This is a genomic window from Micromonospora sp. NPDC007220 (assembly GCF_040634035.1).
In the GTDB taxonomy this organism is placed as follows: Bacteria; Actinomycetota; Actinomycetes; order Mycobacteriales; family Micromonosporaceae; genus Micromonospora; species Micromonospora reichwaldensis.
This window is the reverse complement of record NZ_JBEYEU010000029.1, coordinates 49,011-63,857: the sequence shown is the minus strand read 5'-3', so window position 1 is coordinate 63,857 and position 14,847 is coordinate 49,011. Positions and strand designations below refer to the sequence as shown.

The following is a 14,847-nucleotide window of genomic DNA, read 5'->3' as shown; positions in this document are numbered from 1 at the left end:
ACCACCCCCCACCCCCCAACCCCCTACTCACACCGCTTGTGCTGGTGTTCCGCGGGGTCCTTCTCCGCGCTGGGGGGGGGGGGCGCCCGCCCGCCCCCCGCCGAGTTGACCGGGGCGGGCGTCCGCCCCGGCGGGTGGGGCGGAGGCAGCGCCTCCGCCCCGGTGGTGCTGGTCCGGGCCTCCCGGGGGAGTCGGTTGTTGCGCACAGCGCGGGCCCGCGACGCGGGCCCGCGTACCGCCCCTGGTTGCAGCCAGTGGCCGGCGGTACCCGACCATCATCGGGCACGGAACCGGCCCAACTGAAGCGCGTGAACCAAGCTGAAACGCCGGGACGGCCGCCGCCGGACACCGTTGTCGTCAATGCGCGGAACCGGCGCAGAAAACCGTACGTCCGTCCTGCGCGAACCCGCGACGCGAACGGAATTGTCGATACGCACCGAAAAACAGAAACCCCCCGCTGCAACGGGGGGTTTCCATTTGCGCTTCTTCCGAAATCCGGCCCGGACCAGCAGGCAGCAACTCGGAGGTTTTCCCGATGGAGAAAACCGGTAGCGCTGATCGGCCGACACTGGCAGCCGAGTCGGCTACAGGTTTCCCGATCGGGCGGGATACCTCAACCCACGGAGCCGGACCTGCAACGGGATGAAACACATCGAAGCACGAACATGAGGCAATGCCCCACCCCTTCGGCCCTTCGTCCCATTTAAGCCTTTTGAAGGTTGATCCACCAGCTCCGTCCGGAGAAAGTTTCATCCCAGCGTGATCACACGGCGACCGAGAGTCCGATCGACACTCGGTCACGTTGACACCGATGGCCCGAACAGCCCGAACCGGATCCCCCGAACGTGAGGTTTCACGAGGAGACGGTCCAGGATTATTCGACAGTCAGTTGACAGCCCGCCAGGAGTGCCGACGGCCGGGAGCCAAAAGGACATTACCGGCAGGTAGCTCCACCTCGGGGCAACGACCGATGCCGAACTGGCGACACCTGGAGCACCTGCAATCGATACCGGCGAATGCCGCTTTCTGAGCGCAAACGGTGAGCCGGCCGGCGCTCCCAAGGCGGGCGACGGGGCGGGGGGCGACCGGTGGGACCCATCGATGCCCAACGATCGATCCCGGCCGCCCGCGCTGGCCGGAGCCGGCGAAAAATCCTCCCGCTCCGGCGTGTCGCCGCTGCAACATCGGCTGCCGCACTGCGCGACATGGCGCGCCCGCGCGGCGATTCGGGCAGCAACGCGCGCGACTGTCGGCATCACGACGCGGGCGCCGAGCGGCGGGCAGACCGACCATGGAAATTCCACGATTGAAAATTGCACACTTCGAGATCGCAGTTGCCGGCGGACCATTTTCGGCGCCGCCCGGCGCTCTTTCCAGTCGGGCACGTCGGCTCCGGACGGGGCGTGGGCGCACCCCGCGGCAGAGCATCGTCGCACCGCGCCGGCAGAGCCCCGGAACGCCGGGCGGGCAGACCCTCGGCAGGCCGCGCGGCAGTGCCCCGGAACGCCGGGCGGGCAGACCTTCGGCACGCAGCGCGGGCAGAGGCATCGTCGCACCGCGCGGCAGCGCCTCGGCGCCGAGGTTCGTCGCCTCGTGTTCCGCGCGACGGAGCGCCACGAGAGCAAACCCTCGCGGCAGCGACTCGGAGCGCCGCGCGGGCAGCGCCTCGGCACGCCGCCGTGAGACGTGCCGGGGTGGCTCAGCGGGGGGTGAGTTCCTTGGCGAGGAGTTCGGCTATCTGGGCCGTGTTCAGGGCGGCGCCCTTGCGGAGGTTGTCGCCGGTGACGAAGAAGTCCAGGGCGCGGGGGTCGTCGACGGCGCGGCGGATCCGGCCCACCCAGGACGGGTCGGTGCCGACCGCGTCGATCGGCATCGGGAACTCGCCCGCGGCCGGGTCGTCGACCAGGATCACCCCGGGCGCGTTCCGCAGCACCTCGCGGGCGCCCTCGGCGTCCACCTCGGTGGCGAAGACCGCGTGCACCGCGACGGAGTGGCCGGTCACCACCGGCACCCGTACGCAGGTGGCGGAGACCTTCAGGTCGGGCAGCCCGAGGATCTTGCGCGACTCGTTGCGCAGCTTCATCTCCTCGGACGACCATCCCGCGTCGGCCAGGGAACCCGCCCAGGGCACCACGTTGAGCGCCAGCGGCGCGGGGAACGGGCCCACGTCGTCGCCGACCGCCTGGCGTACGTCGCCGGGGCGGGAGCCGAGCACCCGGTCCCCCGCGATCTTGGTGAGCTGGGCGTGCAGGGTGTCCACGCCGCTCTGGCCGGCGCCGGAGGCCGCCTGGTAGGAGGCGAGCACGAGTTCGCGCAGCCCGTACTCGCGGTGCAGCGGGGCGATCGCGATGATCATCGCCAGCGTGGTGCAGTTGGCGTTGGCGATGATCCCCTTCGGCCGGTTGCGTACCTGCTCGGGGTTGATCTCCGGCACTACCAGCGGGACGTCGCGGTCCATCCGGAAGGCGCCGGAGTTGTCCACCGCGACGGCCCCGTGGCCGACCGCGATCGGGGCCCACCGCGCCGAGACCTCGTCCGGGACGTCGAACATCGCCACGTCGACGCCGTCGAACGCCTCCGGGGTCAGCGCCTGGACGGTCAGCTCCTCGCCCCGGCACCGCACCCGCCGCCCCACCGAGCGCTCGGAGGCGAGCAGCCGGATCTCGCCCCAGACGTTCTTGCGGCCGCTGAGCAGCTCGCACATCACCGTGCCGACGGCACCGGTCGCCCCGACCACGGCCAGGGTGGGCAGCGGCGACACGGTGGCTACCGTCCCGTCCCCGCGTAGACGACGGCCTCGGTGTCGCCGCCGAGGTCGAAGGCCTCGTGGATGGCGCGTACGGCGGCGTCCAGGTCGGTGTCGCGGCAGACCACGGAGACCCGGATCTCCGAGGTGGAGATCATCTCGATGTTCACCCCGGCCGCGCCGAGGGCGGCGAAGAAGCCGGCCGCGACGCCGGGGTGCGAGCGCATGCCGGCCCCGATCAGCGAGACCTTGCCGACGTGGTCGTCGTAGAGCAGGCCCTTGAACTTGACCGACTCCTGGATCTTGCTCAGGGCGGCCATGGCCGTCGGGCCGTCGGCCTTGGGCAGCGTGAAGGAGATGTCCGTGCGGCCCGTGCCCTCGGTGGAGACGTTCTGCACGATCATGTCGAGGTTGATCTCGGCGCCGGCCACGGTGTCGAAGATCCGCGCGGCGGCGCCCGGCTCGTCGGGCACCCCCACGATCGTGATCTTGGCTTCGCTGCGGTCGTGCGCTACCCCGGTGATCAGTGCCTGCTCCACGGGAAGGTCCTCCATCGATCCGGTGACCATCGTGCCGGTGTTGGTCGAGTATGACGAACGGACGTGGATCGGCAACCCCGCCCGGCGGGCGTACTCCACGCTGCGCAGGTGCAGGATCTTGGCGCCGCAGGCGGCCAGCTCCAGCATCTCCTCGTAGGTGATCTGGGTGATGTGCCGCGCGTTCGGCACGATCCGCGGGTCGGCGGTGAAGACGCCGTCCACGTCGGTGTAGATCTCGCAGACGTCCGCGTGCAGCGCGGCGGCGAGCGCCACGGCGGTGGTGTCGGAACCGCCCCGGCCCAGCGTCGTGACGTCCTTGGTGTCCTGCGAGACGCCCTGGAAGCCGGCGACGATGACCACCGCGCCCTCGTCGAGCGCGCCCTTGAGCCGCCCCGGCGTGACGTCGATGATCCGCGCCCGGCCGTGCACCGACGTGGTGATCACGCCCGCCTGCGAGCCGGTGAACGAGCGGGCCTCGTACCCCAGGTTGTGGATGGCCATGGCGAGCAGCGCCATGGAGATCCGCTCCCCGGCGGTGAGCAGCATGTCCAGCTCGCGGCCCGGCGGCAACGGGCTGACCTGGTTGGCCAGGTCGAGCAGCTCGTCGGTCGTGTCCCCCATGGCGGAGACCACCACGACGACGTCGTCACCGGCCTTGCGGGCGGCCACGATGCGCTCGGCCACCCGCTTGATCCGCTCCGCGTTGGCGACGGAGGACCCGCCGTACTTCTGCACCACGAGTGCCACGACGGTGCACTCCCTCCCAGCGACGACCCTGAGCGTGCCGACGCCGCCGGATCAGGGCCGGCGGCGCGTGTCAGACGCACCCAGGGTATCGGTCGGGCAACTCGGCCGGGTCAGGTGATCCCACGATCCGGCCCGGCAGCCCGGGGCGGGGTGGTGCGCGACACGCCGGGGCGCCGCGCGTGGCAGGGGCCCCACGCATCGTTTCCGGGCCGCAGAATGGCCCCGTGCACGCCCATCTCCGCCCGGCCGGCCCTCCCGCGAAGCCCGCGCGCCCGCCGGTGCGCCCGGCTCGACGCCTGGCCGGTCCGCTCGCGCTCGCCCTGCCCGCGCTCCTCGTCGCCTGCACCGCCGACGAACCGGCCACCCGGCCCACGCCCACCTCGACACCGGTGCCGGCGGGGGTGGACGCGGCGCGCGACGAGCTGGCGGCGCTGGCGGCCGCCGCGCAGGATCGGCACCTCGTCGCCAGCTACACGCTGCGCGCCCCGGAGTCCCCGGACCGGACGATCCTGGTGACCAGCGCGAACGACGGGAGCTGGCGGGTCGACGTGCCGGGCGGCGCGCTCGGCGGGACCGCCGACGTCTCGTTCGCCGCCACCGCCGACGGGCTGTTCCAGTGCGCCCTGCCGTCCGCCGCCCGGCCCGAGCCGGCGACCTGCGTACGCCTCGGCGACCGGGACGAGGCCGTGCCCCGCCGGCTCGACCCCCGGGTGCAGCACCCGTTCACCGACTGGCTGGACGTGCTGACCGACCGCCGGGCCCCGCTCGCCGTCTCCCCCGCCGAGCCGCCGCCCGGCGCGTCCGGCGCCTGCTACTCGGTGGAGACCACCTCGGCGTCGATCAACGCGCCGCTGGACGTGGGGATCTACTGCTACGACGCCGACGGCACGCCCACGGCGGTGCGCACCGCGTCCGGCACGCTGATCCTCGCCGGGACACCCGCGCCCGCCCCGGCCACCGTGCAGCTGGCCGGGCCGGTGGTCGACGCCGAGCCGCTCGGCACGGCGGCTCCTGATCCGACCGCAGAGGCGACCACGAGCCCGAGCACGGGAACGCCGTGACCGTCCGTGACGTTACGGGTGCCGTTCGCCACATTCGGACATCCCACCTTTAACCGCTGAATCGCCCTTACGGGACACTTGGCCCATGGCCGACCTCACCCCGCTGCTCGCGTTCCGCTGGAGCCCTCGGTCCTTCGACCCGGTGGCGGAGCTGTCCCGCGAGGACGCGTCCGCGCTGCTGGAGGCGGCCCGCTGGGCGCCCTCGGCCGGCAACGCCCAGCCGTGGCGGTTCGCGCTCGGGCACCGCGACGACGAGACGTTCAAGCGGATCCTGGTCAACCTGCCGGAGGCTGATCAGCGGTGGGCGCAGCGCGCCGCCGCCCTGCTGCTCGGCGCGCACCGGACCGGATCGGCCGGGCACGCGTACGACCTGGGCCAGGCCGTCGCCCACCTCACCGTGCAGGCCACCGCGCTCGGCCTGCACGTACGCCAACTGCACGACCTCGACCACGCCGGTCTGGCCGCCGACCTCGACCTGCCGGCGGGCGTACGACCGCACGTGGTGGCGGCCGTCGGGCAGCTCGGCGACCCGCTCAGCCTCCCGGCGGACCTGCTGCGCTCCGAGACCGGCCTGCGCCGCCGGCTCCCCCTGGCCGAACTCCTGCTGACCAGCCAGGCTGCGAAGTGCGTCTCATAGTCCGGACCCGCCTTCCCGCACCCCGGCCCGCCACGTAGGGTTACCTGGTCATGTGGCGGGCGTACCTTCTCCTTGGTCGCCGCGACGAGGCCTGAAGGCCGGCACCTCGTCGCGGAGTCGAACCGCGCCGTCCAGCACATCCGAAACTTCCCATCGGCAACCGCCCGGGCACCGTCGCCCGGCACCTGGCCGACACCTTCCGATTGCTGACGCCACATGTTCCAGGGAGCACTCCGTCATGGCTCAACCCATCGCCGACGCTGAGACCGACCCGATCGCCCGGCAGCGCCCCAGCCGGATGCCGTACCACCGCTACCAGCCGTACCACCAGCAGTTCCGGCTCGACCTGCCCGACCGCACCTGGCCGACCCGGCACGTCGAGGCCGCGCCGCGCTGGTGCGCGGTGGACCTGCGCGACGGCAACCAGGCGCTGATCGACCCGATGTCGCCGGAGCGCAAGCGCCGGATGTTCCAGCTGCTCGTGCAGATGGGCTACAAGGAGATCGAGGTCGGCTTCCCCTCGGCCAGCCAGACGGACTACGACTTCGTACGCCAGCTCATCGAGCAGGACCTGATCCCGGAGGACGTCACGATCCAGGTGCTCACCCAGTGCCGGGAGCACCTGATCGACCGCACCTTCGAGTCGCTGCGCGGCGCGCGGCGGGCGATCGTGCACTTCTACAACTCGACCTCCACGCTCCAGCGGCGGGTGGTCTTCGGGCTGGACCGCGACGGCATCGCCGACATCGCCACCCAGGGCGCGCGGCTCTGCCGCAAGTACGCGGAGATCCACACCCCGGACACGGACATCCACTACGAGTACTCGCCCGAGTCCTACACGGGCACGGAGCTGGAGTACGCGCTGGAGGTCTGCACCAAGGTCATCGAGGTCATCGACCCGACCCCGGACCGCAAGCTGATCGTCAACCTGCCGGCCACCGTCGAGATGGCCATGCCGAACGTCTACGCCGACTCGATCGAGTGGATGCACCGGCACCTGCCCCGCCGGGACAGCCTGGTGTTGAGCCTGCACCCGCACAACGACCGGGGCACGGGCGTCGCCGCCGCCGAGCTGGGGCTGCTGGCCGGCGCGGACCGGGTCGAGGGCTGCCTGTTCGGCAACGGCGAGCGCACCGGCAACGTCGACCTGGTGACGCTGGGGCTGAACCTCTTCTCCCAGGGCGTCGACCCGATGATCGACTTCTCGAACATCGACGAGGTGCGGCGCGCCGTCGAGTACTGCAACCAGCTGCCGGTGCACGAGCGCCACCCGTACGCGGGCGACCTCGTCTACACCGCCTTCTCCGGCTCCCACCAGGACGCGATCAAGAAGGGCTTCGACGCGCTCGCCAAGGACGCGGCGGCGGCCGGGGTGCCGATCGACCAGCACACCTGGGCGGTGCCCTACCTGCCGGTCGACCCGAAGGACCTGGGCCGCACCTACGAGGCGGTCATCCGGGTCAACTCGCAGTCCGGCAAGGGCGGCGTCGCGTACATCATGAAGAGCGAGCACCAGCTCGACCTGCCGCGCCGGCTCCAGATCGAGTTCTCCGGCGTGGTGCAGCAGGTCACCGACCACGACGGCGGCGAGGTCGACCCGGGCACCATGTGGGAGATCTTCGCCACCCACTACCTGATCGACCACCAGGTCGACCCGGCGCTCGCCCTGGACGGCTACGCCATCGGCACCGCCGAGGGCAAGGTCGAGATCGAGGCCCGCGTCGGCCTGGGCGCGGAGCCCCGCTCGCTGACCGCCGTCGGCAACGGCCCGATCGACGCGTACGTCAACGCGCTCCAGTCGGTGGGCGTGGCGGTACGGGTGCTCGACTACCACGAGCACGCGCTCTCCTCCGGCGGGGACGCGCAGGCCGCCGCCTACGTGGAGTGCGAGGTCGACGGCCGTACGGTCTGGGGCGTCGGCACCGACGCGAACATCGTCACCGCCTCCGTGAAGGCCGTGACGAGCGCCGTCAACCGCGCCCGCGCCTGACGCGGCGAGGAAGGGCATCCGGTTGCGGCAGGGTGCCCTTCCTACCGCTTCGGTGGGCGGTGGATGAGCAGGGCCGCCATCGCCGCCCCGGCCAGCAGCAGGCCGGCGCACCAGAGCATCGCGCCCCGGTACGCGCTGGTCAGCGCGGCCGGCTGCGCGTAGCCGGAGCCGGAGAGCCCGACCAGCAGCGGGAGCGCGGCCACCGCCAGCAGGCCGCCCGCCCGGGACGCCGCGTTGTTGAAGCCGCTCGCCACGCCGGCGAACCGGTCGTCGACCGCGGCCAGCACGGAGGCGGTCAGCGGCGCCACCACCAGCGTCAGCCCGATCCCGAAGAGCACCACCCCGGGCAGCACGTCCCGCCAGTACGACGCGCCGGGGCCGACACCGCGCAGCAGCACCAGCCCCGCGGCGGCGACCACCGGCCCGACGGTCAGCGGCAGCCGCGGCCCGATCCGCGCCGACAGCGCGCCCGCCCGCGCCGAGCCGACCAGCAGCAGCACCGTCATCGGCAGCAGCGCGACCCCGGTGAGCAGCGCCGACCAGCCGACCACGTTCTGCAGGTAGACGGCGAGGAAGAACGTGAAGCCGCCGAGCGCCGCGTAGACGAGCACGGTGAAGACGTTCAGCACCGAGAAGAGCCGGCTGCCGAACAGGCCGGTGGGCAGCATCGCGCCGTCCCCCCGGCGCCGCTCGACCAGCACGAAGGCAACCGCGCCGACCACGCCCGCCAGCACGGCGACGAGCACCGGCACCGAGTCGAGGCCCCGGACGGGGGCGTCGATCAGCGCGTACGTGACGCCGGCCAGGGCGAGCGCGCCGAGCAGCGCGCCGGCCACGTCGAACCGGCGGCGGTGACGTCCCGGCCCCCCGGTGCGGGACGCGGCCTCGTCCCGGCTCTCCGGCACCCAGCGCAGCGCCGCCAGCACCACGAGCACGGCCAGCGGCAGGTTGAGGAAGAAGATCCACCGCCAGGAGAGCGCGTCGACCAGCCAGCCGCCGAGGAAGGGGCCGAGCGCGGTGGAGACGCCGGAGAGCCCCGACCAGGCGCCGATGGCGCGACCCCGGTCGTCCGGGTGGAAGCTGGCCTGGAGCACCGACAGCGAGCCGGGGGTGAGCAGCGCGCCCCCGGCGCCCTGGAGGAACCGGGCCGCGATCAGCCACTCGGTGCCCTGGGCCAGGCCGCAGAGCAGCGACGCTAGCGTGAACCAGACCACCCCGAGCAGGAAGACCCGCCGCCGCCCGAAGCGGTCGCCGAGCGCGCCGCCGAGCAGGACGAAGGCGGCCAGCATCAGCAGGTACCCGTTGACCGTCCACTGGAGACCGGCGACGGTGGCGTCCAGGTCCGCACCGAGGCGGGGCAGCGCCACGTTGACCACGGTGGTGTCGAGGAAGACCATGCCGGAGGCGAGGACGGCGGCGAGCAGGGTGCCCCGCCCGTGCGCGGTGCCCAGCCGGAGCGCGGGCGTGGTTTCGGTCATGGCGTCCAATCTGCCCCGCACGATATGAGAGACGCCACGAATCGCCGAAACCCGGCCCGGGTACTGTGCGGGATCGCCGGGAGCCCGCAAGCTGGAGAGGTGTCGTCTGTGCGTACCAGATCAGGACCGCGCGCCGCAGTGACGGCCGCGCTCGCCGCGGCGCTGGCGCTCGGCGCGGCCGGTTGTGTCGCCGTCGACGAGCCGGACGTCGCGCCGAGCAGCGGTGGCAGCGGCGGCAACGCCGCGCAGAAGCTGACCCAACTCACCGTGGCCACCGCCGGGTCGATGAAGGGCTACAGCCGCAGCCGCTTCCCGCACTGGCGGGACACCGGCAAGAACTGCGATGTACGCGACAGCGTGCTGAAACGCGACGGGGAGGACATCAAGCTCTCCGGCTGCAACGTGGTCGGCGGCCGCTGGGAGAGCGTCTACGACGACCGCGCGTTCACCGACCCGTCCGACGTGGACATCGACCACACCGTGCCGCTGGCGAACGCGTGGCGCTCGGGCGCCGACGAGTGGGACGACGCGAAGCGTGGCGAGTTCGCCAACGACCTGGACCGGCCGCAGCTCATCGCGGTTTCCGCGTCCTCCAACCGGGCAAAGGGTGACCAGGACCCGTCCCAGTGGAAGCCGGCGAACCGGTCGTTCTGGTGCCAGTACGCCGACAACTGGGTGACGGTCAAGCACCACTGGCGGCTGACGGTGACCAGTGCCGAGAAGGCCGCCCTGACCGACATGCTGGAGGGCTGCACATGGGCGAGCAAGCCGTGACCGGAGCCGGGGCGACCCCCGCCCCGGAGCAGACGCCGGACGCCACCGGGGAGGACGCGGCGGCGGCCACCGGCAGCGCGCCGCCCGGGCCGACCACGGCCGGCATGACGGCGGACGGCGCGGCCGGCACGACCACCGGCGTGCCGGGGGCTGGGATGGCCGCCGACGCCGAGGGCACGTCGACCGCGGCGCGGGAGCGTACGGCCGACGTGGTGCCCGGCCCGGGCGGGGTGATGACCGACGAGGTCGGGGTGGTCACCGGCGAGCTGACCCTGCGCACCGCGTACGCCGACGGCCAGGTGACGCTGACGGTGCAGTACCGGGACGCCGACGAGTGGTACAGGGTCACCGGCGGCACGGTCGCGCTGGCCGACCCGGCCGGGCTGGACGCGGTGCACGGGATCGCGGTCGCGCTCCTGCACCGCCCGGAGGGCTGACCCGCCGACCGCCCGGACGCGGCCCCCTCGACGAGGACCGCGTCCGCGACGCGGATCAGACGTACGAGCCGGGCTCGTTGGGGGCGGAGACGGTGTGCGGCTCCTCGCCCTCGCCGAGCGGGCGGGTGAGCTGCACGCTGACCTTGTGCGGGCGCAGCTCCCCGCTGGCGATCCGCTCGGCGAAGTGGCAGGCGACCCGGCTGCCGCCGACATCCCGCAGCGCGGGCCGCTCGTCCGCGCAGCGGGTCGGCTGCGCCCACGGGCAGCGGGTGTGGAACCGGCAGCCCGCCGGCGGGTTGGCCGGCGAGGGCAGGTCGCCGGCGAGCAGGATGCGCTCTCGGCGGTCCTCCACGTCCGGGTCCGGCACCGGCACCGCCGACATCAGCGCCCGCGTGTACGGGTGCATCGGCTCCGTGTAGAGCCGGTCGCTCGGCGCCTCCTCGACCAGCGCGCCCAGGTACATCACGCCGACGGTGTCGGAGATGTGCCGGACCACCGCGAGGTCGTGCGCGATCACCAGGTAGGTCAGGCCGAGGGTGTCCTGGAGGTCGTCGAGGAGGTTCACCACCTGGGCCTGGATCGACACGTCGAGCGCGGAGACCGGCTCGTCGGCGACGATCAGGTCGGGACCGAGCACCAGCGCGCGGGCGATGCCGATGCGCTGCCGCTGGCCGCCGGAGAACTCGTGCGGATAGCGGGAGAGCGCCCAGCGGGGCAGGCCGACCTTGTCCAGGGTCTCGCCGATGACCCGGCGCCGCTCGTCCCGGTTGCCGCCGATGCCGTGGGCCTGAAGGCCCTCGGTGAGGATCGACTCGACGTTCTGCCGGGGGTCCAGGCTCGACATCGGGTCCTGGAAGATCATCTGCATCCGGCGGCGCATCGACCGCAGCTTGCCCGCCGGCAGCTTCGTCAGCTCGACACCGTCGAACCGGACCTCGCCGCTGGTGGGCGGGGTGAGCTGGAGCAGCGCCCGCCCCAGCGTCGACTTGCCGCAGCCGGACTCGCCGACCAGGCCGTACGTCTTGCCGCGCGGGATGCTGAGGTCGACGCCGTCGACGGCCTTCACGTGGCCGATCGTCCGGTCGAAGATCACCCCCGTGCGGATCGGGAAGTGCACCTTCAGGTCGCGGACCTCGACGAGGAATTCGCTCTCGGTCACGGCTTCTCCTCCTCGCGCGGGGCGGGCACCTGGCCCGCGGTCGCCTCCGCCGCCGGGGCGGTGGCGGCCGGTGCCTCCGCCGGGGCGGTGCTGGTGGCGGCCGGCGCCGCCGCAGGCGCGGTGCTGCTGCTGGCGGCCGGCCGGGGCACGGTGCCAGGCACCGGCGCCGGGTTGACGCAACGGTAGCTGCGCCCGTCGTGGGCGTGCACCAGCGCGGGCGGCTCCCCCACGCACTCGTCGACCCGCCGGGTGCAGCGCGGCGCGAAGGCGCAGCCGTCCGTCCAGGGCAGCAGGTCGCGGACCGAGCCCGGGATCGGGTTCAGCCGCTCGCCGCGCCCGGCGTCCAGGCGCGGCACCGAGCCGAGCAGACCCACGGTGTACGGGTGGCGGGGCTCGCGGAACAGCGGGCGACGGCGGGCCGTCTCCACCACCCGGCCGCCGTAGAGCACGTTGATGGAGTCGCACATGCCGGCGACCACACCCAGGTCGTGCGTGATCATCACCAGGGCGGTGCCGGACTCCCGGACCAGCTCCTTGAGCAGTTCCAGGATCTGCGCCTGGATGGTCACGTCCAGCGCCGTGGTCGGCTCGTCGGCGATCAGCAGCCGGGGCTGGCAGGCCACCGCCATCGCGATCAGGGCGCGCTGGCGCATGCCGCCGGAGAGCTGGTGCGGGTACTCCTTCAGCCGCCGCTTCGGGTCGGGGATGCCGACCCGGTCGAGCAGCGCCGCCGCCTCCTTCTCCGCCGCCGCGCCCTTCATCCCCCGGTGCCGGGTGAGCACCTCGGTGACCTGCAACCCGATCGGGATCACCGGGTTCAGCGACGAGAGCGGGTCCTGGAAGATCATCGCGACGTCGCGGCCCCGGATGTCCCGCCGGGACCGGTCGTCGAGCTGGAGCAGGTCCGTGCCGTCGAAGACGGCCTTGCCGCCGACGCGCAGGCCCGGCTGCTTGGGCAGCAGACCCATGATCGCCAGCGAGGTGACGCTCTTGCCGCAGCCGGACTCGCCGACCAGGCCGACCACCTCGCCCGCGTCGACGGAGAAGGAGACCCCGTCCACGGCGTGCACGGCGCGCTGACCGCGCCGGGCGAAGGTGACGGAGAGATCTTCGACATCAAGCAGAGCCATGTCGGGCCCGCCTTTCGTTCGCGACTGCGGGGCTCGCAAGCTCACTCCTCGCGCTCACCGTGCTGGCCTTTTCGTTCGCGACTGCGGGGCTCGCAAGCTCACTCCTCGCGCTCACCGGCCCTACTTCCGCAGCTTCGGGTCGAGTGCCTCGCGCATCGCCTCGCCGAGCAGGGTGAAGCCCAGCGCGGTGACGATGATGGCGAGGGCGGGCAGGATCGCCAGCCGGGGCGCGGAGTCGAGGTACTGCTGCGCGTCGGCGAGCATCACACCCCACTCGGGGATGGAGGCGTCGTTGTTGCCGAGCCCGAGGAAGGAGAGCGCCGCGGCCTCGATGATCGCGGTGGCCAGGGTGAGGGTGGCCTGCACGATGACCGGGGCGAGCGAGTTCGGCACCACGTGGGTCAGCGCGATCTTCGGCTTCTTCACGCCCAGCGAGACGGCGGCCAGGACGTAGTCGCTGTTGGCCTGGGAGATCATCGAGCCGCGCAGCAGCCGGGCGAAGACCGGCACCGACACCACGCCGACCGCGATCATGACCGTGGTCAGACCGGCGCCGAGCAGGGCGGCGATGCTGATCGCCAGCAGCAGGCTCGGCATGGCCAGCAGCATGTCGACGAAACGCATCAGCACGTTGTCGACCGCCCGGCCCCACCGGCCGCCGAGGCCGGCGGCGGCGCCGGCGACCCCGCCGATCAGCGAGCCGACCGCGAGGCCGATCAGGGTGGAGACCACGCCGACCAGCAGGGTCTGCCGGGCACCGACGATCATGCGGCTGAACTCGTCGCGACCGATGTGGTCGACGCCGAACCAGTTCTCGCCCCGGAAGCCGGGGAAGTCGCCGAGGCGGATCTCGCTCTTCCAGAGCTGGGCGTCGGGCGCGTACGGGACGAAGAACGGCCCGAGGATGGCGACCAGCAGGAACAGGCTCAGGATCACCGCGCCGACGATCGCCGCCGGGTTGCGCCGCAGCCGGCGGAACGCCTCCTTCCAGAGGCTGACGCCGCGCTCGTCCTCCCGGGCCGCCAACTCGGCGAGCCGGTCGATCTTTTCCTTCTTGGTGCCGCCGGTGATCGTCATCGGACCCTCACCCTCGGGTCAATCAGGCTGTAGGAGAGGTCGACCAGGAGGTTCACCAGCACGTACACCACCGCGATGATCAGGATGAAGCCCATCAGCACGGGATAGTCACGCTGGCTGATCGCCTCGTAGATGAAGGCTCCGATGCCGCTGAAGGCGAAGACGGTCTCGGTCAGCACCGCACCGGAGAGCAGGCCGCCGGTGAGCAGGCCGATCGAGGTGACCACCGGCAGCATGGAGTTGCGCAGCACGTGCCGGCGCCGGACCGTGCTCTCGGTCAGGCCCTTCGCCTCGGCGGTGCGTACGAAGTCCTCGTTGAGCACCTCCAGCACGCTGGCGCGGGTGATCCGGACGATGATCGCCAGCGGGATGCTGGCCAGCGCGACGGCCGGCAGCACCAGGTGCCAGAGCGCGTCGGCGGCGGCGTCCCACTCCCGGGTCATGATCCCGTCGAGGACGAAGAAGTTGGTGACCCGCGTCGCCCCGAGCGTCGGGTCCTGCCGGCCGCTCGCCGGGAACCAGCCGAGGTTCTCCGCGAAGATCGCCTTGAGCACGTACGCGAGGAAGAAGACGGGGATGCAGATGCCGATCAGGGAGCCGCCGACCGAGAGGTGGTCCAGCATCCGGCCGCGGCGTCGGGCCGCCAGGTAGCCCAGCGGGATGCCGACGCCGACCGCGATCAGCATCGCCGTGACGGAGAGCTCCACCGTGCCGGGGAAGCGCTCGACGAACTCGGTGACCACCGTCCGCTTGGTGGAGGTCGACGTGCCCAGGTCGAGGCGGATCAGCCGCCGCACGAACCGGCCGTACTGCACCAGGATCGGCTCGTCGAGGCCCATGTTGCGCCGGATCGCGGCGCGCATCTCGGGCGTCCCGCGCTCACCGAGGATGGCGGTCTCGGGACCGCCGGGCAGTCGGCGGAGCCAGATGAACAGCAGGAGGGAGAGCCCGAACAGCGTGGGTATCAGCTGAAGCAGGCGTCTGACGATGAACCGGAACACGGCGGCCTCGAAAGGGGTACGGAGGGTCGTGGGCGGGCGCTGCCGAAACAGCGCCCGCCCACGACTCGGAG

12 protein-coding genes are annotated in these 14,847 nt (G+C 72.4%); 5 read left to right on the top strand and 7 right to left on the bottom strand.

What is annotated here, in order from left to right:
* Positions 1–1,699 precede the first annotated feature (1,699 nt).
* Both ABZ573_RS29005 and ABZ573_RS29000 read right to left on the bottom strand, forming a co-directional pair.
* Positions 1,700–2,761: an aspartate-semialdehyde dehydrogenase gene (locus ABZ573_RS29005; RefSeq protein WP_358122208.1), complete on the bottom strand. Its 1,062-nt coding sequence runs from the start codon at positions 2,759–2,761 to the stop codon at positions 1,700–1,702.
* Positions 2,762–2,766: 5 nt separating this feature from the next.
* Positions 2,767–4,032, bottom strand: a complete 1,266-nt coding sequence (locus ABZ573_RS29000; RefSeq protein WP_121401692.1) for an aspartate kinase — start codon at positions 4,030–4,032, stop codon at positions 2,767–2,769.
* Between the two features lie 224 nt (positions 4,033–4,256).
* Here ABZ573_RS29000 and ABZ573_RS28995 point away from each other — a divergent pair, with 224 nt between their 5' ends.
* The 3 genes from ABZ573_RS28995 to leuA all read left to right on the top strand — a co-directional run bounded on the left by ABZ573_RS28995 (position 4,257) and on the right by leuA (position 7,720).
* On the top strand, positions 4,257–5,093 hold the full coding sequence (locus ABZ573_RS28995) for a hypothetical protein (RefSeq protein WP_358122206.1): 837 nt from the start codon (positions 4,257–4,259) through the stop codon (positions 5,091–5,093).
* An 85-nt stretch (positions 5,094–5,178) separates the two neighbouring features.
* Positions 5,179–5,730 carry a nitroreductase family protein gene (locus ABZ573_RS28990; protein ID WP_151453568.1) on the top strand — a complete coding sequence of 184 codons (552 nt, stop codon included), beginning with the start codon at positions 5,179–5,181 and terminating at the stop codon, positions 5,728–5,730.
* 238 nt (positions 5,731–5,968) lie between these two features.
* The gene (gene leuA / locus ABZ573_RS28985; RefSeq protein ID WP_151453567.1) at positions 5,969–7,720 is read left to right on the top strand and encodes a 2-isopropylmalate synthase; all 1,752 of its coding nucleotides are present in this window, start codon (positions 5,969–5,971) and stop codon (positions 7,718–7,720) included.
* Positions 7,721–7,761: 41 nt separating this feature from the next.
* On the opposite strand, the gene ABZ573_RS28980 is transcribed toward leuA, so the two are convergent.
* Positions 7,762–9,198 (bottom strand): MFS transporter, encoded by a 1,437-nt coding sequence (locus ABZ573_RS28980; protein ID WP_327029903.1) that lies wholly within the window; start codon positions 9,196–9,198, stop codon positions 7,762–7,764.
* A gap of 108 nt (positions 9,199–9,306) precedes the next feature.
* Here ABZ573_RS28980 and ABZ573_RS28975 point away from each other — a divergent pair, with 108 nt between their 5' ends.
* Both ABZ573_RS28975 and ABZ573_RS28970 read left to right on the top strand, forming a co-directional pair.
* Positions 9,307–9,972 (top strand): HNH endonuclease family protein, encoded by a 666-nt coding sequence (locus ABZ573_RS28975; RefSeq protein ID WP_151453565.1) that lies wholly within the window; start codon positions 9,307–9,309, stop codon positions 9,970–9,972.
* Complete coding sequence (locus ABZ573_RS28970) at positions 9,954–10,409, top strand: hypothetical protein (RefSeq protein WP_151453564.1); 456 nt, start codon at positions 9,954–9,956, stop codon at positions 10,407–10,409. The genes ABZ573_RS28975 and ABZ573_RS28970 overlap by 19 nt, the downstream gene beginning before the upstream one ends.
* A 55-nt stretch (positions 10,410–10,464) precedes the next feature.
* On the opposite strand, the gene ABZ573_RS28965 is transcribed toward ABZ573_RS28970, so the two are convergent.
* The 4 genes from ABZ573_RS28965 to ABZ573_RS28950 form a co-directional block, all read right to left on the bottom strand.
* Positions 10,465–11,568: an oligopeptide/dipeptide ABC transporter ATP-binding protein gene (locus tag ABZ573_RS28965; protein ID WP_151453563.1), complete on the bottom strand. Its 1,104-nt coding sequence runs from the start codon at positions 11,566–11,568 to the stop codon at positions 10,465–10,467.
* Positions 11,565–12,698, bottom strand: a complete 1,134-nt coding sequence (locus tag ABZ573_RS28960) for an ABC transporter ATP-binding protein (RefSeq protein ID WP_358122203.1) — start codon at positions 12,696–12,698, stop codon at positions 11,565–11,567. Before ABZ573_RS28960 ends, ABZ573_RS28965 begins: the two co-directional genes overlap by 4 nt.
* A gap of 120 nt (positions 12,699–12,818) precedes the next feature.
* Positions 12,819–13,775 (bottom strand): ABC transporter permease, encoded by a 957-nt coding sequence (locus ABZ573_RS28955; protein ID WP_151453561.1) that lies wholly within the window; start codon positions 13,773–13,775, stop codon positions 12,819–12,821.
* Positions 13,772–14,776: an ABC transporter permease gene (locus ABZ573_RS28950; protein WP_132238455.1), complete on the bottom strand. Its 1,005-nt coding sequence runs from the start codon at positions 14,774–14,776 to the stop codon at positions 13,772–13,774. The genes ABZ573_RS28955 and ABZ573_RS28950 overlap by 4 nt, the downstream gene beginning before the upstream one ends.
* Positions 14,777–14,847 lie beyond the last annotated feature (71 nt).